The organism is Streptomyces sp. MspMP-M5, assembly GCF_000373585.1.
GTDB lineage: Bacteria > Actinomycetota > Actinomycetes > Streptomycetales > Streptomycetaceae > Streptomyces.
Window position 1 is genome coordinate 124,750 of sequence record NZ_KB891940.1, and the last position, 19,735, is coordinate 144,484.

The 19,735-nt window shown below is 68.9% G+C and carries 17 protein-coding genes and 1 pseudogene; 9 read left to right on the forward strand and 9 right to left on the reverse strand.

Annotation, left to right across the window (positions count from 1 at the left end; all coding sequences use genetic code 11):
* Positions 1-31: 31 nt before the first annotated feature.
* From murJ to trxA, 6 genes are all read left to right on the forward strand, one after another.
* Positions 32-2,233, forward strand: coding sequence for a murein biosynthesis integral membrane protein MurJ (gene murJ / locus B073_RS0134700; protein WP_018542671.1), 2,202 nt, complete (start codon positions 32-34; stop codon positions 2,231-2,233).
* A gap of 107 nt (positions 2,234-2,340) precedes the next feature.
* On the forward strand, positions 2,341-4,041 hold the full coding sequence (locus B073_RS0134705) for a protein kinase family protein (protein WP_018542672.1): 1,701 nt from the start codon (positions 2,341-2,343) through the stop codon (positions 4,039-4,041).
* 180 nt (positions 4,042-4,221) lie between these two features.
* On the forward strand, positions 4,222-4,917 hold the full coding sequence (sigM, locus tag B073_RS0134710; protein ID WP_018542673.1) for an RNA polymerase sigma factor SigM: 696 nt from the start codon (positions 4,222-4,224) through the stop codon (positions 4,915-4,917).
* A complete protein-coding gene (locus B073_RS0134715; protein WP_026248006.1) occupies positions 4,914-5,900 on the forward strand; it encodes a zf-HC2 domain-containing protein in 987 nt (328 codons plus the stop codon). Before sigM ends, B073_RS0134715 begins: the two co-directional genes overlap by 4 nt.
* A 113-nt stretch (positions 5,901-6,013) precedes the next feature.
* On the forward strand, positions 6,014-6,988 hold the full coding sequence (gene trxB, locus B073_RS0134720) for a thioredoxin-disulfide reductase (RefSeq protein WP_018542675.1): 975 nt from the start codon (positions 6,014-6,016) through the stop codon (positions 6,986-6,988).
* Between the two features lie 51 nt (positions 6,989-7,039).
* Complete coding sequence (trxA, locus tag B073_RS0134725) at positions 7,040-7,366, forward strand: thioredoxin (protein ID WP_018542676.1); 327 nt, start codon at positions 7,040-7,042, stop codon at positions 7,364-7,366.
* Between the two features lie 111 nt (positions 7,367-7,477).
* Here trxA and B073_RS0134730 read toward each other — a convergent pair whose 3' ends face one another.
* From B073_RS0134730 to rpmH, 9 genes and pseudogenes are all read right to left on the reverse strand, one after another.
* Positions 7,478-8,095, reverse strand: a complete 618-nt coding sequence (locus B073_RS0134730) for a GNAT family N-acetyltransferase (protein ID WP_018542677.1) — start codon at positions 8,093-8,095, stop codon at positions 7,478-7,480.
* A gap of 306 nt (positions 8,096-8,401) precedes the next feature.
* Positions 8,402-9,496, reverse strand: coding sequence for a ParB/RepB/Spo0J family partition protein (locus B073_RS0134735; protein WP_078508317.1), 1,095 nt, complete (start codon positions 9,494-9,496; stop codon positions 8,402-8,404).
* The gene (locus B073_RS0134740) at positions 9,493-10,563 is read right to left on the reverse strand and encodes a ParA family protein (protein WP_078508319.1); all 1,071 of its coding nucleotides are present in this window, start codon (positions 10,561-10,563) and stop codon (positions 9,493-9,495) included. The genes B073_RS0134735 and B073_RS0134740 overlap by 4 nt, the downstream gene beginning before the upstream one ends.
* A gap of 303 nt (positions 10,564-10,866) precedes the next feature.
* Positions 10,867-11,592, reverse strand: coding sequence for a 16S rRNA (guanine(527)-N(7))-methyltransferase RsmG (gene rsmG, locus B073_RS0134745; protein WP_026248009.1), 726 nt, complete (start codon positions 11,590-11,592; stop codon positions 10,867-10,869).
* 133 nt (positions 11,593-11,725) lie between these two features.
* Positions 11,726-12,232: a protein jag gene (locus tag B073_RS0134750; protein WP_018542681.1), complete on the reverse strand. Its 507-nt coding sequence runs from the start codon at positions 12,230-12,232 to the stop codon at positions 11,726-11,728.
* Between the two features lie 14 nt (positions 12,233-12,246).
* A complete protein-coding gene (gene yidC / locus B073_RS0134755; RefSeq protein WP_018542682.1) occupies positions 12,247-13,368 on the reverse strand; it encodes a membrane protein insertase YidC in 1,122 nt (373 codons plus the stop codon).
* A 3-nt stretch (positions 13,369-13,371) separates the two neighbouring features.
* Positions 13,372-13,689, reverse strand: a complete 318-nt coding sequence (yidD, locus tag B073_RS0134760) for a membrane protein insertion efficiency factor YidD (protein ID WP_006604423.1) — start codon at positions 13,687-13,689, stop codon at positions 13,372-13,374.
* A gap of 86 nt (positions 13,690-13,775) precedes the next feature.
* A pseudogene (gene rnpA / locus B073_RS0134765) lies at positions 13,776-14,144 on the reverse strand (ribonuclease P protein component); the annotation flags it as partial.
* Between the two features lie 23 nt (positions 14,145-14,167).
* Complete coding sequence (gene rpmH / locus B073_RS0134770) at positions 14,168-14,305, reverse strand: 50S ribosomal protein L34 (protein ID WP_003956500.1); 138 nt, start codon at positions 14,303-14,305, stop codon at positions 14,168-14,170.
* Positions 14,306-14,680: 375 nt separating this feature from the next.
* Between rpmH and dnaA the strand changes: the two genes are divergently transcribed.
* The 3 genes from dnaA (at position 14,681) to gnd (ending at position 19,718) form a co-directional block, all read left to right on the forward strand.
* Positions 14,681-16,561 carry a chromosomal replication initiator protein DnaA gene (gene dnaA, locus B073_RS0134775; protein ID WP_078508322.1) on the forward strand — a complete coding sequence of 627 codons (1,881 nt, stop codon included), beginning with the start codon at positions 14,681-14,683 and terminating at the stop codon, positions 16,559-16,561.
* 976 nt (positions 16,562-17,537) lie between these two features.
* A complete protein-coding gene (gene dnaN / locus B073_RS0134780; protein ID WP_018542685.1) occupies positions 17,538-18,668 on the forward strand; it encodes a DNA polymerase III subunit beta in 1,131 nt (376 codons plus the stop codon).
* Positions 18,669-18,839: 171 nt separating this feature from the next.
* Entirely contained in the window at positions 18,840-19,718 is an 879-nt protein-coding gene (gene gnd, locus B073_RS0134785) for a phosphogluconate dehydrogenase (NAD(+)-dependent, decarboxylating) (protein WP_026248012.1), read from the forward strand.
* Positions 19,719-19,735 lie beyond the last annotated feature (17 nt).

Genomic DNA, 19,735 nt, shown 5'->3' on the forward strand with positions numbered 1-19,735 from the left:
GAGGCCCGGCGACGGATGAGGTGGGGCAGCGATGAATGCGCCGTATGACGGTGACCGCGGCCGGGGCGCCCATGGCGATCCCTCGGGGGCGGTCCCTCCGACGCCGCCGTCGCCCACGGACCAGGAGCCCTACGTCCAGGACGCCTACCGCAACGATCCGCACCAGGCATCGGCTCCCACGGCCCAGGGCCCGGCCGCCGAGCCCCGCTACGACCGTGCCGCGCCCCCACCTCCCCCGGGCCAGCCCGCGCACCCGCTCTACCAGCAGCCGCCCGGCCCCCAGCAGTGGCCCGCGTCGGCACCGGCGGAGCCGCAGGCACCGGCCCACGATCTTTCGTACGGCGACCCCGACGCGACGGTGCAGTTCGCCGGCGGCGACGGGCTGATGGCCCAGGGCGCCGACGAACGCCCCGAGCGCGACGCGTTCGCCCACCTCTACCGGGACCAGCAGCAGCCCTACCAGCCGCCGCACCCCGAGCCGGAGCCCGCGAGCGGGCCGGCGCCCACGCCCGCGACCGGCCCCACGCCGGTGGCGCAGCAGCTCGCCGAGGAGCCCGAGCCGGAGGCCGCGCCCGTGGCGGCGGCCGGCAAGCAGTCCGGCGGCCGGGCCTCCGGGCTGCTGAAGTCCAGCGCGGTGATGGCCGCCGGCACGATGGTCTCCCGGCTCACCGGCTTCGTCCGCTCGGCGCTGATCGTCGCGGCACTCGGCGGCGCGGTGCTCGGCGACTCCTGGCAGGTGGCCTACCAGCTGCCGACGATGATCTTCATCCTGACCATCGGCGGCGGCCTGAACTCCGTCTTCGTCCCGCAGCTCGTCCGCGCCATGAAGGAGGACGACGACGGCGGCGAGGCATACGCCAACCGGCTGCTCACCCTCGTCATCGTCGTCCTGGGCGCCCTGACGATACTCGCGGTGTTCGCCGCGCCCCTGCTGGTGAAGCTGGTCTCGTTCGACATCTCCCGCAATCCGGCGGCCAACGAGGTCGCGGTCGCCTTCACCCGCTACTGCGTGCCCACGATCTTCTTCATGGGCCTGCATGTCGTCATGGGCCAGATCCTCAACGCCCGTGGCCGCTTCGGCGCGATGATGTGGACCCCGGTCCTCAACAACATCGTCATGATCTCCACCTTCGGCCTGTTCATCTGGGTCTACGGCACGGCGAAGACCTCCCACATCGGCGTCACCACGATCCCCGACGAGGGCATCCGCCTGCTCGGCATCGGCACCCTCCTGGGCCTGGTGGTCCAGGCGCTGGCGATGATCCCGTATCTGCGCGACGCCGACTTCAAGCTGCGGCTCCGGTTCGACTGGCGCGGCCACGGCCTGGGCAAGGCCGCCAAGCTCGCCAAGTGGACGGTGCTGTTCGTCCTCGCCAACCAAGCAGGGGTCCTGGTCGTCACCCAGCTCTCCACCTGGGCCGGAAACACCGCCGACCGGCAGGGCCACCCGGGCACCGGTTTCATCTCCTACGCCAGCGCCCAGCTGATCTGGAACATGCCGCAGGCGATCATCACCGTCTCGGTCATGGCCGCACTGCTGCCGCGGCTCGCCCGCTCCGCGCACGACGGCGACACCGGTGCCGTCCGGGACGACATGTCCCAGGGCCTGCGCACCTCGGCCGTGGCCATCGTCCCGATCTCGTTCGGGTTCCTCTCCCTCGGCATCCCGCTGTGCACGCTGGTCTACGGTTCGTCCGGCGCCGGCATCCCCATGGGCTACATGCTGATGGCCTTCGGCGTGGGCCTGATCCCGTTCTCGGTGCAGTACGTCGTCCTGCGCGCCTTCTACGCGTACGAGGACACCCGCACCCCCTTCTACAACACGGTGATCGTCGCCGGCGTCAACGCCGCGGCCTCCGCCCTCTGCTTCCTCGTCCTGCCCGCCCAGTGGGCCGTGGTGGGCATGGCGGCGTCCTACGGCCTCGCCTACGTCATCGGCGTCGGCGTCGCCTGGCGCCGCCTGAGCAAGCGGATGGGCGGCGACCTGGACACCGCGCACGTGGTGCGGACCTACGCGCGACTGGCCGGCGCCAGCATCCCGGCCACGATCATCTCCGGCGGCCTGGTGTTCGTCCTGATGCGGGCTCTCGGCACCGGGTTCGTCGGCTCGCTCGCGGCGCTCATCGGCGGCGCCGCCGCACTTCTGGCCGTCTTCTACCTCGCCGCCCGAAAGATGCGGATCGAGGAGCTGAACGCGCTGGTCGGCATGGTCAGGTCCAAGCTGGGACGCTGATCGGGCACAACCATCGACTGCCACCGTGTGTCGTGCATAGTGGCGGACTGTGGGCACAATTGTCTTGGCTCATTGAGCCTGCAACGGATGGGGAGGCAGGAACGACGGTGGCGGAACGGAGCACGGCTGCCGTCGACGTGGCCGACACGAGCGGCGAGGAGCCGCTGACCGCCAAGGCGGGGCGGGCCACGGACGACGGTGCGGAGGCCGAGAAGGTATCCGGCAAGGAAAAGGACGCCGCACGCACCGAAGGCAACGGTGCCGAGGCAACCGATCCCAAGCCTCCGGAACTCCACAGCGGCCATAAGCTCGCCAGACGTTACCGACTTGAGGAGTGCGTCACCCGTCTGGACGGATTCAGCAGCTGGCGCGCGGTCGACGAAAAGCTCCGCCGGGCCGTCGGCGTCCACGTCCTGCCCGCCGACCACCCCCGTGCCCGCCCGGTGCTCTCGGCCGCCCGCGCCTCGGCGCTCCTCGGCGATCCCCGCTTCGTCCAGGTCCTCGACGCCGTCGAGGACAACGACCTGGTCTACGTCGTCCACGAATGGCTGCCGGACGCCACCGAGCTGGCCACGGTCCTCGCCAACGGTCCGCTCGAGCCCCACGACGCCTACCAGCTCGTCAGCCAGGTCTCCCAGGCCATGGCCGCCGCCCACCGCGAGGGCCTGTCCCATCTGCGGCTCACCCCCAGCTCGGTGCTGCGCACGGAGTCCGGTCAGTACCGCATCCGCGGCCTCGCGGTCATGGCGGCGCTCCGCGGCATCACCTGCGACCACCCGCAGCGCACGGACACCGAGGCGATCGGCGCACTGCTGTACGCCGCCCTCACCCAGCGCTGGCCGTACGAGAACGACGCCTACGGCCTCACCGGCCTACCCAAGGGCGTCGGGCTGATCGCACCCGACCAGGTCCGCGCGGGCGTGCATCGTGGCCTCTCCGAGCTCGCCATGCGAGCCCTGGTCAACGACGGGGCCACCGCCTCCCGCCAGGAGCCGCCGTGCACCACGCCGGAGGAACTGGCCAAGGCGGTCGCCGCCATCCCGCGCATCCGTCCACCGGAGACGGCCTTCTCCACCCCGCCGCCGTATCAGCGGACGGGCTTCCAGCAGGGCTCCTACGCCCAGTCGGTCAAGGCGACGCAGCCCGTCCCCGCGCCGCCGCCCCCGCTCCAGAGCCGCACCGGCAAGGCGCTGAAGTGGTCCGTCTCCGCGCTGCTGATCGCGGCGCTGGGCCTGGGCAGCTGGCAGCTGGCCGACACCCTGCTGAAGTGGGAGAACGACCACGACGGCACCCAGAACTCGCAGCCCTCCGGTGGCAACGCCAAGAAGTCCGAGGGTAAGGCGCTCAAGATCGTGAACGCCGACGAGTACTACCCGGACGGCCAGCCGCAGCACCCCGACCAGGCGCGGGCCACCTACGACGGCGACCCCGCGACGTACTGGCGCAGCAAGAGCTACCGCGAGGGCCCCGACCTGAACCCGGCCTTCAAGAAGGGCGTCGGGCTGGTCTACGACCTCGGTTCGGAGCAGCAGATAAGCAGCGCCTCCATCGGCCTGCACTACGTAGGCGACCACACGACGGTGACGCTCTACGCCGCTGACTCCATGTCCCCGTCCGCGCCGCTGAGCTCCATGCGTGAGCTCGGTACGGCCAAGACGTCGGGGAGCACCGCCAAGGTCACGCTGAAGACACCGGCGAAGGCACGCTATGTCGTCGTGTGGATCACTGCGATGCCCGAGTCGCCGGCGGACACCTACAGCGGCGCCGGCTACAAGCAGGGCGTAACGGAGGTCTCCTTCACCAGCTGAGCACGCTGCCGTCCGGGAGGGCGTGGCACGAGGACGACCGACCATCGGTCGGTACGCGTGCCACGCCCATTGATCTACCGAGATCGTTCACGGTCCGCGAGGTGGCTTTCCCAGCATTTACTTTCCTCACCCGGCGGGCTTCAATGGGACCGAGATCAGGCAGCTACGGCCGGGGGGCCCGTGTCCACCGACAGCGACAAGGCTTCGACACCAACCGACGCTGATCTCCTCGCCCTGCACGTAAAGGGCGACCCCGACGCGTTCGGGGAGATCGTCCGTCGTCACCGTGACCGGCTGTGGGCGGTGGCCTTACGCACCCTCGGCGATCGCGAAGAAGCCGCCGACGCCGTGCAGGACGCACTGGTCTCCGCCTACCGCGCCGCACACTCCTTCCGCGGCCAGTCCGCCGTGACGACCTGGCTGCACCGCATCACGGTCAATGCCTGTCTGGACCGCGCCCGCAAGGCCGCCTCACGACGCACCTCCCCGGTCGCCGAGACCGAGCGCCTGGAGCAGCTTCTCGATCCCGAGGAGTCCGCAGCGCTCCCGGCCGAGCGCGAGGACCTGCACCGGGAACTGCTCAGGGCGCTGCGCACCTTGCCCGAGGAACAGCGAGCCGCGCTCGTGCTCGTCGATATGCAGGGATATTCCGTCGCGGAGGCCGCCGACATCCTCGACGTCCCGACCGGCACGGTGAAAAGCCGGTGCTCACGCGGACGAGCTCGCCTCCTGCCCTTGGTCACCCATCTGCGCGGCGACGGCGGGGGTAGCAATCCCACGAGCGGGGGAAGGAACCCGGCGCAGGGGACATCCGTCCCACCGACGGCAGGACCGAAGGGCACAGGTGCCGTGAAGGGCGGAGGTGGGCGAGCGTGACGTCGACGACCGGCGCAGGCGAGCACCCGGAGGTTTCCGAGATCTCCGATCTCACGGACGGGCTGCTCTCCCCCTCACGTATCGCGGATCTGCGGAATCATCTGGCCGGATGCGCGCTGTGCGAAGACGTTCGTGCGTCCCTGGAAGAAATCCGCGGGCTTCTCGGTACGCTCCCCGGCACGACGCGGATGCCCGCCGACGTCGCGGAACGCATCGATGCGGCCCTTGCCGCCGAGGCCCTGCTGGACTCCACTGCCGCCGAGGGCGAGCCGCTCGTTTCACGTGAAACATCGCCCTCCCTCGGCTCGGTTTCACGTGACACATCGCCGAGCCCCGCTGCTGTTTCACGTGAAACATCGACCGCGCCAACCTCTGTTTCACGTGAAACCAGAGTCCAGCCGCCGCACCGTGCGGCTTCCGCCTCGCCGGCGGGGCGGGCCCGTGGCGCTTCCGGACCGGGCCATCAGGCGCCGGGCGGCCGCCCGTCCCGGTCACGACGGTGGCCCCGGGTCCTTCTCGGCACGGCGGCCGCTGCGGCGGTGCTCGCAGTGGGCGGTCTGCTCCTCCAGAACTCCGGCACCAGTGGCGTTCAGGCCACAAAGCCGGAGAGCGGCCCTGCCGCGAGCGGGGGCACCTCCTCGCGCCTGACCGCCGCGACGCTTGGAGCAGACGTCCACAAGTTGCTGGCCACAAAGAAGACGCACCACATTCCGGAGATCGGCACGCGCAGCTCTCCCGAGACTCCGCTGCGGGGCAAGCCTGACGCCGTCCCGTCGTGTGTGCGTCAGGGCATCGGCCGCACCGAGACGCCGCTGGTCTCCAGCCACCGTACCTATGAGGGCAAGGACACATTCCTGGTCGTGCTGCCGCACCCGTCCGACCCCAAGAGCGTCTCCGCCTACGTCGTCACTGCCTCGTGTGCCTCGGCTACTCCGCCGGCTCCCGGGAAGGTCCTGCTGACCCACTCGTACCCGCGAGACTGAACGGCGACAGGTCCGCTGTGGCACTCCGGGAATGCTCGCCCCTTAGGATCCGTTGGGTGGGGTGAGAGTTCCGAGACCCCAGCAAGCCGTCGGCAGAGACAAGGAAGACACCCGTGAGCGACGTCCGCAACGTGATCATCATCGGCTCCGGGCCCGCGGGCTACACCGCAGCGCTCTACACCGCCCGCGCGTCCCTGAAGCCGCTCGTCTTCGAAGGCGCCGTCACCGCCGGCGGTGCGCTGATGAACACCACCGATGTGGAGAACTTCCCCGGCTTCCGCGACGGCATCATGGGTCCGGACCTGATGGACAACATGCGCGCCCAGGCCGAGCGCTTCGGCGCCGAGCTGGTGCCGGACGACATCCTCTCGGTCGACCTCAGCGAGGAGATCAAGACCGTCACCGACACCACGGGCGCCGTGCACCGCGCCAAGACGGTCATCGTCGCCACCGGCTCCCAGCACCGCAAGCTCGGCCTCCCGCGCGAGGACGAACTGTCCGGCCGTGGCGTCTCCTGGTGCGCGACCTGTGACGGGTTCTTCTTCAAGGACCAGGACATCGCAGTGATCGGCGGTGGCGACACCGCGATGGAGGAGGCCACCTTCCTCTCGCGCTTCGCCAAGTCCGTGACGATCGTCCACCGCCGCGACACCCTGCGCGCCAGCAAGGCGATGCAGGAGCGTGCCTTCGCCGACCCGAAGATCAAGTTCGTGTGGGACAGCGAGGTCGCCGAGATCCACGGCGAGAACAAGCTCTCCGGCCTGACGCTGCGCAACGTCAAGACGGGCGAGACCTCCGAGCTTCCGGTCACCGGCCTCTTCATCGCGATCGGCCACGACCCGCGGACCGAGCTGTTCAAGGGCCAGCTGAACCTCGACGACGAGGGTTACCTCAAGGTCGATGCGCCCAGCACCCGGACGAACCTGTCAGGCGTCTTCGCCGCCGGCGACGTCGTCGACCACACCTACCGTCAGGCGATCACCGCCGCCGGCACGGGCTGCTCCGCCGCCCTCGACGCCGAGCGGTTCCTCGCGGCTCTCTCGGACGGCGAGGCCACGGCCGAGCCGGAGAAGACCCCTTCCGCCTGACCCGCACACCCGAGCTTTCCCACTCTGACCCACCCCAATAAGGAGATTGCCATGGCCGGCGCCACGGTGACCGTCACGGACGCCAATTTCGAAGAGGTCGTCCTCAAGAGCGACAAGCCCGTCCTCGTGGACTTCTGGGCCACCTGGTGCGGCCCGTGCCGTCAGATTGCCCCGTCCCTGGAGGCCATTGCCGCCGAGCATGACGAGATCGTCATTGCGAAGCTGAACACCGACGAGAACCCCGCTACCACCGCCAAGTACGGCGTCATGTCGATCCCGACCATGAACGTCTACATGGGCGGCGAGGTCGTGAAGACCATCGTCGGTGCCAAGCCGAAGGCCGGCATCGAGAAGGACCTCTCGGACTTCCTCGCCTGAGGCACGCCGTCACGTTTCACGTGAAACATGGCCCGCTCCCTTCGTGGGGGCGGGCCTGTTTCACGTGAAACACTCGGCCATGTTTCACGTGAAACATGGCGGCGGTCCGTCTCACAACGGCCGGAGCGCGGGCTCCTTCTGAACGGCTCCCAGCAGACGGTCCAGCGCAAGCTCCACGTCTTCCTTCCACGAGATCGTGGTCCGCAGTTCAAGGCGCAGCCGCGGAAAACGTGGATGCGGGCGGACTGTCTTGAAGCCCACCGCCAGAAGGTGCTCGGCGGGCAGCACACACGCCGGCTCGGTCCAGCGGGCATCGCCGAACGCCTCGATGGCCTTGAAGCCGCGCTGGATGAGATCCTTCGCCACTGTCTGGACCATCACCCGGCCCAGCCCCTGCCCCTGGAAACCAGGAGTCAGCCACGCCGTCAGCAACTGCACCGCATCCGGCGACACCGGGCTGGTGGGAAAAGCCGTCGAGCGCGGGACATACGCAGGCGGGGCGTACATGACGAAGCCGGCCGGCACATCGTCGACATAGACAACGCGCCCACAGGATCCCCACTCCAGCAGGACCGCCGAGATCCAGGCTTCCTTCTCCAGCTCGGGACGCCCCGCTTTTACCGCGGTTTCGCCACTGACGGGGTCGAGCTCCCAGAACACGCAGGAGCGGCAGCGCTTGGGGAGATCTGGAAGGTTGTCCAGTGTGAGCGGTACGAGCCGACGGCCCATGGAACCAGGTCCTCGCTTCCCTCGCCTGCCGCACCGCGCAGCGCCCTCAGCGCCGCCTGCTCCCTGAGCAGACCACCAACGAATCCTCCGAGGGCTGCAAGCCCGAAGCCTGCTGCCAGCAGTCCGGTGCGGCTCACTGATCGCATGGCCCTCTCCTCGATATGAGGTCTCCGCGTGGATGCGTGCCATACCCGATCGCATCGTATCCACCCGTTACGGGCACGGGTACTGCCAGAAAGCAAAGGGCGGGGCGTGTTCCGGTATCTGTTCCAGAACACGCCCCGCCCACGAGCCGCAAACGTCAGCTCACCGTTCTTCGTCGCTGTCCTCGTCGGGCTTCTTTCCCAGGACGGGGCCCTCACCCGGAGCCAGGGTTCCCAGAATCCGCTCCAGGTCTTCCATCGAGGCGAACTCGACGACGATCTTTCCCTTCTTCTGGCCAAGATCGACCTTCACCCGGGTTTCGAATCGGTCGGACAGACGGGAGGCGAGACCGGTGAGCGCGGGGGAGACCCGAGCGCCCGCCCGGGGCTTCTTCGCCGTGCCGGCACTCTTGGGGCCGGCCCCCATGAGCGTCACGATCTCTTCGACCGAACGGACCGACAGCCCCTCCGCCACGATCCGGCGCGCCAGGTTGTCCTGCTCCTCATGGTCTTCCACAGAGAGCAGCGCCCGGGCATGCCCGGCGGAGAGCACCCCCGCCGCGACCCGCTTCTGTACGGACGGCGAGAGCTTCAGCAGCCGCAGTGTGTTGGTGACCTGGGGACGCGAACGCCCGATCCGGTCGGCCAGCTCGTCGTGCGTGCACTTGAAGTCCTGCAGCAACTGGTCGTAGGCAGCGGCCTCTTCCAGCGGGTTCAGCTGCGCCCGGTGCAGATTCTCCAGAAGCGCGTCGAGCAGCAGTCGCTCGTCTTCCGTGGCCCGCACAATCGCGGGGATCTTCTCCAGGCCGGCTTCTCGGCAGGCCCGCCAGCGCCGCTCACCCATGATGAGCTCATAGCGCTCCGGTGCCGTCTGGCGAACCACCACCGGCTGGAGCAGGCCCACCTCCTTGATGGACGTGACCAGTTCGGCGAGGGCGTCCTCGTCGAAGACCTCTCGCGGCTGCCGCGGGTTCGGCCGGACCGCGTCCAGCGGCACCTCGGCGAAGTGCGCACCGGCCACCTCTGCCGGGACACCACCCGTGCTCTCCGCCTCGCCCGGTGTTTCACGTGAAACACCGGGTGTCGGCAGCGAAGCCACCTTGGCGGCCGCCACTCCTCGGTCAGGAGCCAGAACCGGTACGGACGACGGCGACGTCGACCCCCTTCCCACCGCCGGCGCGGACGGATCCGTGCCCTGCGGTGCCGCGGGGATCAGCGCACCGAGCCCGCGGCCCAGCCCTCTACGTCGTTCACTCACTGAGTCCCCTCCGAGATGCTGTGCTGTGCTTGGTAGTTCACACTCAGGCCCTGCTCCCCGGACTGCGAAACCCCCCGCAGCGCAATCTCTCTGGCCGCTTCGAGATACGAGAGCGCGCCACTGGATCCCGGGTCATAGGTGAGCACCGTCTGGCCATAGCTGGGTGCCTCCGAGATGCGTACCGAGCGGGGGATGCTCGTCCGGAGCACTTCCTTGCCGAAGTGGCTGCGCACCTCATCGGCGACCTGCGAGGCCAGGCGGGTACGTCCGTCGTACATGGTGAGCAGGATCGTCGAGACATGGAGCTTGGTGTTGAGATGCCCACGCACCAGCTCGACGTTCCGCAGCAACTGCCCCAGGCCCTCCAGCGCGTAGTACTCGCACTGGATCGGAATCAGCACTTCGGCGCCGGCGACCAGCGCATTGACGGTCAGCAGGCCGAGCGAGGGCGGGCAGTCGATGAGGATGTAGTCCAGCGGCTGTTCATACGCCTGGATGGCGCGGTCCAGCCGGCTTTCGCGTGCCACCAGCGAGACCAGCTCGATCTCGGCACCGGCCAGGTCAATGGTGGCGGGGGCGCAGAAGAGCCCCTCCACCTCCACCACCGGCTGCACGACGTCGGCGAGTGGCTTGCTCTCGACCAGCACGTCATAGATGGACGGCACTTCGGCGTGATGGTCGATCCCCAGGGCCGTCGACGCATTGCCCTGCGGGTCGAGGTCGATCACCAGCACCCGGGCTCCGTGCAGGGCCAGCGAAGCCGCGAGGTTCACGGTGGTGGTGGTCTTACCGACCCCGCCCTTCTGATTGGCGACCACGATGACCCGGGTCTCCTCAGGACGGGGCAGCCCCTCGCCTGCGCGGCCCATCGCGCCTACCGCCAGCTGCGCTGCGCGACCTACCGGTGTGTTGTCCATCAGGGGGGGCGTTTCACGTGAAACGTCGTCCCCGAACGACTCGTTGCGGGGACCGGGGACCGGATCGGTCATCGGTCCCGCGATGTTGGCGTCGGACCGCAAGGATTCACTCTCCTCGACATCAGGCTCACAATGGTGAGAGCCTGCCATGCTTTCGGCATCGCGAACCAGTGAGGTCCGTTCTCCTGTGGATGAACCCGCTTCTGTGGATACTTTCGTGACCCGTGTGGGTTTCCTGTCGTGCGGCTCGGCAGCCGCACGACCGCGGCTGATGATCCCTTGCAGCAGAGAACGACGTTTCACGTGAAACACGATGCCAGCGCCGCGTCCGATTAAGCCGCGACACTCCGTCTTGTGGCTTTTTGTAGCGCCTGCGGAATTCGCCCTATCCGCTCTTCAGCGGACCTTTTTGCCCGCCCTAGAGAAACAGGCCGGAATTCTCCCGCAGGGCGGTCAGCGTCGGCGCCCCCTCGACGGCCGGCTGGTGCGCGCCGCTTTCGCCCGCTTCGCGGCAAAGCGCACCCCACCGGGGCTCTCGCCCACCTCGACACGCACCACGGTCGACGGCGGATCCACCACGCCCTCGCCAACATGCAGGACCGACGTGTCCACCACGCCGAGCTTGCTCAGCGCGGCCCTGGCCGCCTTGAGCTCCTCCTCCGCGGTGTCTCCCTTGAGCGCCAGCATCTCTCCGTAGGGACGCAGCAGCGGCACTCCCCAACCGGCCAGCCGATCGAGCGGCGCGACGGCCCGCGCGGTCACCACATGCACCTGCGGAAGCTTGCCCATGACCTCTTCCGCACGCCCCCGCACGACCGTGACGTGATCCAGCCCGAGCAGCTCGACGACCTCCTGGAGGAAGTTCGTCCGCCGCAGCAGCGGCTCCAGCAGCGTGATCTTGAGATCCGGGCGCACCAGCGCCAGCGGAATGCCGGGCAGCCCAGCGCCCGACCCCACGTCGCACACCGAGACGCCCTCCGGGACCACCTCGGAGAGCACCGCGCAGTTCAGCAGGTGCCGCTCCCACAGCCGCGGCACCTCGCGCGGCCCGATCAGCCCGCGCTTCACGCCCACGTCGGCGAGCAGTTCGCCGTACCGCACGGCCTCCGCAAAGCGCTCGCCGAAAACCTCCTGCGCCGCTTTCGGCGCGGGAGGGAGCTCCGCTGATGCCTCCGTCACGGGAACCGCCCTTCCTCTGGACTGCTTTTCCTGCCGGGAACCCGGCGTTACGACCGGGGATAACACAGAAGGCTGACAAGTTTTGGCCCCGCCTGCGAGCAGACGGGGCCAAAGAAAAACCGAGCGCGAAGCGTCAGGCCGGGAGGACCACCACGCGGCGCTGCGGCTCCTCGCCCTCGGACTCGCTCCGGAGCCCGGCCGCGGCCACCGCGTCGTGCACGACCTTGCGCTCGAACGGCGTCATCGGGTCGAGCTTCACCGGCTGACCGGTGCTCTTGGCTTCCTCCGCCGCGCTCGCGCCGACCTTCGCAAGCTCCTCGCGCTTCTGCGCCCGGAAGCCGGCGACGTCCAGCATCAGACGACTGCGGTCACCGGTCTCGCGGTGCACCGCCAGTCGCGTCAGCTCCTGGAGCGCCTCCAGCACCTCACCGTCCCGGCCGACCAGCTTCTGCAGATCACGGCTGTCCGAGTCACCGATGATCGACACCGAGGCGCGGTCCGCCTCCACGTCCATGTCGATGTCACCGTCGAGGTCCGCGATGTCCAGCAGACCTTCGAGGTAGTCGGCCGCGATCTCGCCTTCCTGCTCCAGGCGGGACAGGGTGTCGGCGCCCTTGGTGCCAGGGGTCGTGTCCGTCACGTAAGGACTCCTTCTTACTTCTTGGACGGGTGCTTGGGGCGCTGCTGGCCCTTGCGCTGCCCGGACTTGGTGTTACGGGATCCTGAGGCGTCGCCGTCCTTGGCGGGCGTACCACCCTTGCCCTTGGCTTCCTGCTCGTCGGTGCTCTTCGACGCCGATGAACTCGCCCGGGTGCGGTTCTGCGCGGCCCCGGCCGGCGCGGGAGCGCCGGACTGTCGCTTGGCCTTCGTCTGCCGCTTGGGCTGCTGGCGGTTCTGGCGCGCCTCCTCGGCGGCCTTCTTCGCCGCGACCTCGGCGGGGCTTTCGACGATCTTGCCCTGGGCGCGCAGCCGCTCCTGACGCTCGGTGTACGCCTTGCTGCCCGGGGTGGGGTTACGGCGGATCACGTACATCTGCTGACCCATGGTCCACACGTTGGTGGTCAGCCAGTACACGAGGACACCGACGGGGAAGTTGATGCCGAAGACGGCGAACATGACCGGGAAGACGTACATCAGCATCTTCTGCTGCTGCATGAACGGCGTCTTCACCGTCAGGTCGACGTTCTTCGTCATCAGCTGGCGCTGGGTGTAGAACTGCGACGCCGACATCAGGATGATCATGATGACCGTGACCACGCGGACATCGGTCACCGAGGCGCCCAGGCTCTGGATCTTCGCCGCGGTGTCCATGAACTTCGCCGCGAGCGGGGCACCGAAGATGTGCGCCTTCTGCGCGCTCGCCAGCAGCGTCGGGTCGATGAAGCCGACGGTCTTGTTCTGCGCGATGTGGCTGAGGACCTGGTACAGGGAGATGAAGAACGGGGACTGCGCCAGGATCGGGAGACAGCTCGAGAGCGGGTTGGTGCCCGACTCCTTGTAGAGCTTCATCATCTCTTCGGACTGGCGCTGCTTGTCGCTCTTGTAGCGCTCCTGGATCGCCTTCATCTTCGGCTGGAGCGCCTGCATGTTCCGCGTCGACTTGATCTGCTTCACAAAGAGCGGGATCAGGCAGATGCGGATCAGCACCACCAGCGAGACGATGGCCAGGCCCCACGCCGCGCCACTGTTCGGATCGAAGATCAAGCTGTAGAACGAGTGGAACTGGACGATGATCCAGGACACTGCGTAATAAAGGGGACTGAGGATCGTGTCCACGAATCAGGCTCCTTGGGCGTTGGGCTGAGTCTCGGGCTGGGCGACAGGCTCAGGGACGGTGGGCCCGCCCAGGCGGCTCCTCAGCCGCTGATGCCAAACCGGACGCTTCCGGGGAGGGACGTGGTCGACGCCACCGAGCGACCACGGATTGCACCGCAGGATGCGCCAGGCGGTAAGCGCAGTCCCCTTCACTGCGCCGTGCCGGTCGATGGCCGTGTAGCCATAGTGCGAACACGACGGGTAGTACTTGCAGACCGGGCCCAGCAAGGGGCTGATGGTCCACTGGTAGATCTTGATCAAAAGCAGCAGCGGGTACTTCACTGTGCGCTCCCTCCCGGGTCCCGTCCGGGTTTCCCGGGGCCGGCGGCGCACCCGCCGTCGGTCACCGCCCCGGTGGGATTGCAGCCTTTCGGCGCCCCTCCCAGCAGCCGCGCCAAGGCGGCGTCCAGGTCGCGGGCCAGCTGGTCGTACTCCGCCGTGCCCGCGCCGGGCAGGGCCCGTACGACAACCAGGCTACCGGCGGGCAGCCGGTCCAGCCGATCGCGCACGAGATGGCGCAGTCTCCGCTTGACCTTGTTGCGGACGACCGCGGCGCCAACCGCCTTGCTCACGACGAAACCCGCACGCGCCGGGGGAACACTTTCCCCCGCTGCGTGCGGGTCCGTTGCACCGCTACGACAATGCACGACAAGGAGCGGGCGACCAGCCCTGCGTCCCCGGCGTACCGCGGTCGCGAAGTCCTCGCGCCGCCTCAGCCGATTTTCGGTAGGCAGCACGTCATGGACCTAGGTCGGGCTGCTCAGGCCGACAGGCGGGCGCGACCCTTGCTGCGGCGCGACGCGAGAATCGCGCGGCCGGCACGGGTCCGCATGCGCAGACGGAAGCCGTGGGTCTTCGCGCGACGGCGGTTGTTCGGCTGGAAGGTGCGCTTGCTCACTCGGGGGCTCCAGAAATCTTGCTGTCTCGGAAAGACAGATGTGTGGGGCGTCGACTGGCTGTCACCGTGCGCCCACGAGTAGCTCGCCACGCCCGAGTGCACCGCTACACGACCACGAGAGCGCGATCTTTGCCCATCGGAGGCAGGCGGCAGCAGCCATCGACAACTCGACCTGGTCACGGTACGCGGGGCTACGCCATCCGGTCAAACCAGCTCCCGGACGGTGCGGAGAGCCCCTGCCAGGACACACTATGCACAGCCTGTGGACAACAACTTGAATCCCCAGGCCCGCCCTGACTACCGTGGCTGAACTCCATTTCCTTCCCGCCCGTCCTGAGAATCACACATTCGTGGGACTGTGAGAGAGCGTGCCCTGTGGCTGATGTACCTGCCGATCTTGCCGCAGTGTGGCCACGCGTACTCGATCACCTCTTGCGGGCCGACGCCGACGGCCTCAAGCCCAAGGACCAGGACTGGCTCAAGCGCACCCAGCCCCTGGCGCTGGTCGCGGACACCGCGCTGCTCGCCGTCCCCAACGAGTTCGCCAAGGGCGTGCTCGAGGGCCGGCTCGCGCCGCTGATCGGGGAGGCGCTCAGCCATGAGTGCGGACGGCCGATCCGGATCGCGATCACCGTCGACGACTCCTCCGAGGAGCCCGCGGCCCAGCCGCCCGCACCCCCGCAGCAGCACCCCCAGCACCAGCAGCACCAGCCGCCGCAGCACGACGCGTACGACGGCTACGACGGGCGGCACGACTCCCGCCAGGGTTACGGGCACCAGGGCGACGACCTGCCCAGCGTCCGCCCCGCCTACCCCGACTACCCGCAACCGCGCCACGAGCCCGGCGCCTGGCCGCAGCACTCCCGCACCGACGCGGTCGGCCCGCGCGAGGAGTACGGCGGCTGGCAGCAACAGCAGCTCGGCGGCTACCCCGACCGCGAGACGACCACGGAACAGTGGCGCGAGCCCTACGGCTCCTCGCCGCCCCCGCATCTCCAGCAGCACCAGAACGACTACCGGGCACAGGGGCCCGACCGCAGCGGGCCGCGGCCCTCGGACGGCCCGCGCTCCCCGTATGAGCAGCAGCGCCGTGAGCTCCCGGACCTGCCGCCCCCCGGTCCCGGCGGCCGTCCGGGCGGTCCCGGTTCGCCGCCGCCACCGCCCAGCGGCGCCCCCGGCCCGCTCGCCGCGCAGCCCGCGCCGGCGACCGGCCCCGGCGAACCGACCGCGCGACTGAACCCGAAGTACCTCTTCGACACCTTCGTCATCGGTGCCTCCAACCGCTTCGCGCACGCCGCGGCGGTGGCGGTCGCCGAGGCGCCGGCCAAGGCGTACAACCCCCTCTTCATCTACGGGGAGTCGGGCCTGGGCAAGACCCACCTGCTGCATGCCATCGGGCACTACGCCCGCAGTCTCTATCCCGGCACCCGGGTGCGGTACGTGAGCTCGGAGGAGTTCACCAACGAGTTCATCAACTCCATCCGCGACGGCAAGGCGGACGCGTTCCGCAAGCGCTATCGGGACATGGACATCCTGCTCGTCGACGACATCCAGTTCCTGGCGAGCAAGGAGTCGACGCAGGAGGAGTTCTTCCACACCTTCAACACCCTGCACAACGCCAACAAGCAGATCGTGCTCTCCAGCGACCGGCCGCCCAAGCAGCTGGTCACCCTGGAGGACCGGCTGCGCAACCGCTTCGAGTGGGGGCTGATCACGGACGTCCAGCCGCCGGAGCTGGAGACCCGGATCGCGATCCTCCGCAAGAAGGCGGTGCAGGAGCAGCTGAACGCGCCGCCGGAGGTGCTGGAGTTCATCGCGTCCCGGATCTCGCGCAACATCCGCGAGCTGGAGGGCGCGCTGATCCGGGTCACCGCGTTCGCCTCGCTCAACCGGCAGCCGGTGGACCTCGGGCTCACCGAGATCGTGCTGAAGGACCTGATCCCCGGCGGTGAGGACACCGCGCCGGAGATCACCGCGACCGCGATCATGGCCTCGACCGCCGACTACTTCGGGCTGACCGTGGACGACCTGTGCGGCTCCTCGCGCAGCCGGGTGCTGGTGACGGCCCGCCAGATCGCGATGTACCTGTGCCGGGAGCTCACCGATCTCTCGCTGCCGAAGATCGGCGCGCAGTTCGGTGGCCGCGACCACACGACGGTGATGCACGCCGACCGCAAGATCCGCGCGCTGATGGCCGAGCGGCGCTCCATCTACAACCAGGTCACCGAGCTGACCAACCGCATCAAGAACGGCTGAGGCGGCCCGCCGCCGGCCGCCGTCGCCATCAGGGCGCCCCGGGACCCGCTCCCGGGGCGCCCTGAGTCGTTCTCGGCCGCGGAGCGCTCCCGGAACCGCCCTGCGGCACGTCGACGGGTCCGGCGCAGGCCGGGCGGAGCGGCTTTCCGGGCCGGTGCGGCGGCCGGTCGCGGGGGCGTGGGCGCCGTCCACCGCCGTCCCGAACCTGTGGAGAGCGTCGGCTCTGTTCGATTCCCGGCGAGGTCACGGCCTCTCTCCACAGATTGGGCAAGAATCTTCCGTCCACAACCTGGGGAGGGGAAAGTTATCCCTGTGAGATCCACAGGCCGGTGTGCTGACGGACCATCGGACGAGGTCAACCGCGTGTGGATTTGTGGCCAACCGCAATCCACAGCCTGTGGACAAAAGATCCATCCACAGGCGAGTCGACGACTTGTCCACCGGCCGCCCACAGGCTGGAGGCCGTTGTCCCCAGTGATCGCCGGCTTCTCCACACCGCTGTCCACTGTTCGGCAACGCGACACCGCCCCTCACCGCGCCGAGTGAAAGCGGTCACACCAAGGTGGTGGGTTGGGCTGTGGGGAACGTGGGTAAACCTGGGGACGGCACTGGGGAGAAGTGCCTCCGCCCTGTGCATGGGGTGTGCAGAACTTCGCCCGGTCCACAGCCGAGCCCGCTTATCCACGGCTGCCACCCACAGGCGCGGTGGACAAAAAATCGGCGTTGACCTGCGCAAAGTCAGTTGTCCACGGTTTCCACAGGGCCTACTACTACGACCACGGATATCTACCGGGGAACTCGTTCGGAATCGGGCCCTGTGCACAACCGGGCTCCGGAGCCCGCCGCTCCGGTCGGCCCGACTTGACCCCGAGCCGCACCGACTGTCGGTGGCGTGCGTCAGACTGGTCTCCGGCAACTCAGCCGACGACGAAGAGCCAGCAGGGCGAGAGCCAGCAACAGCAGGAGGCGGTTTCCGGTGAAGATCCGGGTGGAGCGCGATGTACTCGCGGAGGCAGTGGCCTGGGCGGCCAAGAGCCTCCCGGCCCGTCCGCCGGTGCCCGTCCTCGCGGGCCTGCTGCTGAAGGCCGACGAAGGCGCACTGAGCCTCTCCGGCTTCGACTACGAGGTCTCCGCGCGGGTCTCGGTGGACGCGGAGGTGGAAGAAGAGGGCACCGTCCTCGTCTCCGGCCGGCTGCTCGCCGACATCTGCCGGGCCCTCCCCAACCGCCCGGTGGAGATTTCCACCGACGGTGTACGCGTGACCGTGGTGTGCGGCTCCTCCCGCTTCACCCTCCACACCCTGCCTGTGGAGGAGTACCCGTCCCTGCCGGCGATGCCCACCGCCACCGGCACCGTCTCCGGCGAGGTCTTCGCCGCGGCCGCCGCCCAGGTGGCCATCGCCGCCGGCCGTGACGACACGCTCCCGGTGCTCACCGGTGTGCGGATCGAGATCGAGGGCGACACCGTCACCCTGGCCTCGACCGACCGTTACCGCTTCGCGGTCCGCGAGTTCCTGTGGAAGCCGGAGAGCCCGGACGCCTCCGCGGTCGCCCTGGTCCCCGCGAAGACGCTGCTGGACACCGCCAAGTCCCTGAGTGGCGGCGACACCGTCACCCTGGCGCTGTCCGGCTCCGGCCAGGGCGAGGGCCTGATCGGTTTCGAGGGCGCCGGCCGGCGGACCACGACCCGTCTGCTCGAGGGCGACCTGCCGAAGTACCGGACGCTCTTCCCCACCGAGTTCAACTCCGTCGCCGTGATCGAGACCGCCCCGTTCGTCGAGGCCGTCAAGCGTGTGGCGCTGGTCGCCGAGCGGAACACCCCGGTGCGGCTGAGCTTCGAGCAGGGCGTGCTGATCCTGGAGGCCGGCTCCAGCGACGATGCACAGGCTGTGGAGAGGGTCGACGCCGATCTGGACGGCGACGACATCTCGATCGCCTTCAACCCCGGCTTCCTGCTGGAGGGCCTGTCGGCGATCGACTCTCCGGTGGCCCAGCTGTCGTTCACGACCTCGACCAAGCCCGCGCTGCTCAGCGGCCGCCCGGCCAAGGACGCCGAGGCCGACGACGCCTACAAGTACCTGATCATGCCCGTGCGCCTGTCGGGCTGACGCCGGCGGACGGCTGTCGTACCGACCGGGCCCCGGCCGTCGCCGGGGCTCTTGCGGCGACCGGCTGACGGGCCCCGATGAGCGGCTGAGCCCACAGCTGTGCACGGGCCCTCGGGCGTAGGCTCGGACTCGGGTACGAACAGCAACGACTACGTGCAAAGAGGGTCTCTGATGGAGCTCGGTCTCGTCGGTCTCGGCAAGATGGGCGGCAACATGCGCGAGCGCATTCGCCGCGCCGGCCACACCGTCATCGGATACGACCGCAACCCCGACCTGGCCGATGTGGGCAGCCTCAAGGAGCTTGTGGACAGGCTCCAGGGCCCCCGGGTGGTCTGGGTCATGGTCCCGGCCGGCGGCGCCACCCAGTCGACGATCGACGAGCTGGCCGAGCTGCTCTCGCCCGGTGACCTCGTCGTGGACGGCGGCAACTCCCGCTGGACCGAGGACGAGAAGCACGCCGCGGAACTGTCCGCCAAGGGCATCGGCTTCGTGGACTGCGGCGTCTCCGGCGGCGTCTGGGGCCTGGAGAACGGCTACGCGCTGATGTACGGCGGCGACAAGGACGATGTCGCCAAGGTGCAGCCGATCTTCGACGCCCTCAAGCCCGAGGGCGAGTTCGGCTCCGTGCACGCCGGCAAGGTGGGCGCGGGCCACTTCGCGAAGATGGTCCACAACGGCATCGAGTACGCGATGATGCAGGCGTACGCCGAGGGCTGGGAGCTGCTGGAGAAGGTCGACTCGGTCACCGACGTGCGCGAGGTCTTCCGCTCCTGGCAGGAGGGCACGGTCATCCGTTCCTGGCTGCTGGACCTCGCGGTCAACGCCCTCGACGAGGACGAGCACCTGGACAAGCTGCGCGGGTACGCCCAGGACTCCGGCGAGGGCCGCTGGACGGTCGAGGCCGCGATCGACAACGCTGTGCCGCTGCCGGCGATCACGGCGTCGCTCTTCGCCCGCTTCGCGTCCCGCCAGGACGACTCCCCGCAGATGAAGATGATCGCCGCGCTGCGCAACCAGTTCGGCGGCCACGCGGTCGAGAACAAGAAGTAAGCACAACCAGCTGGAGC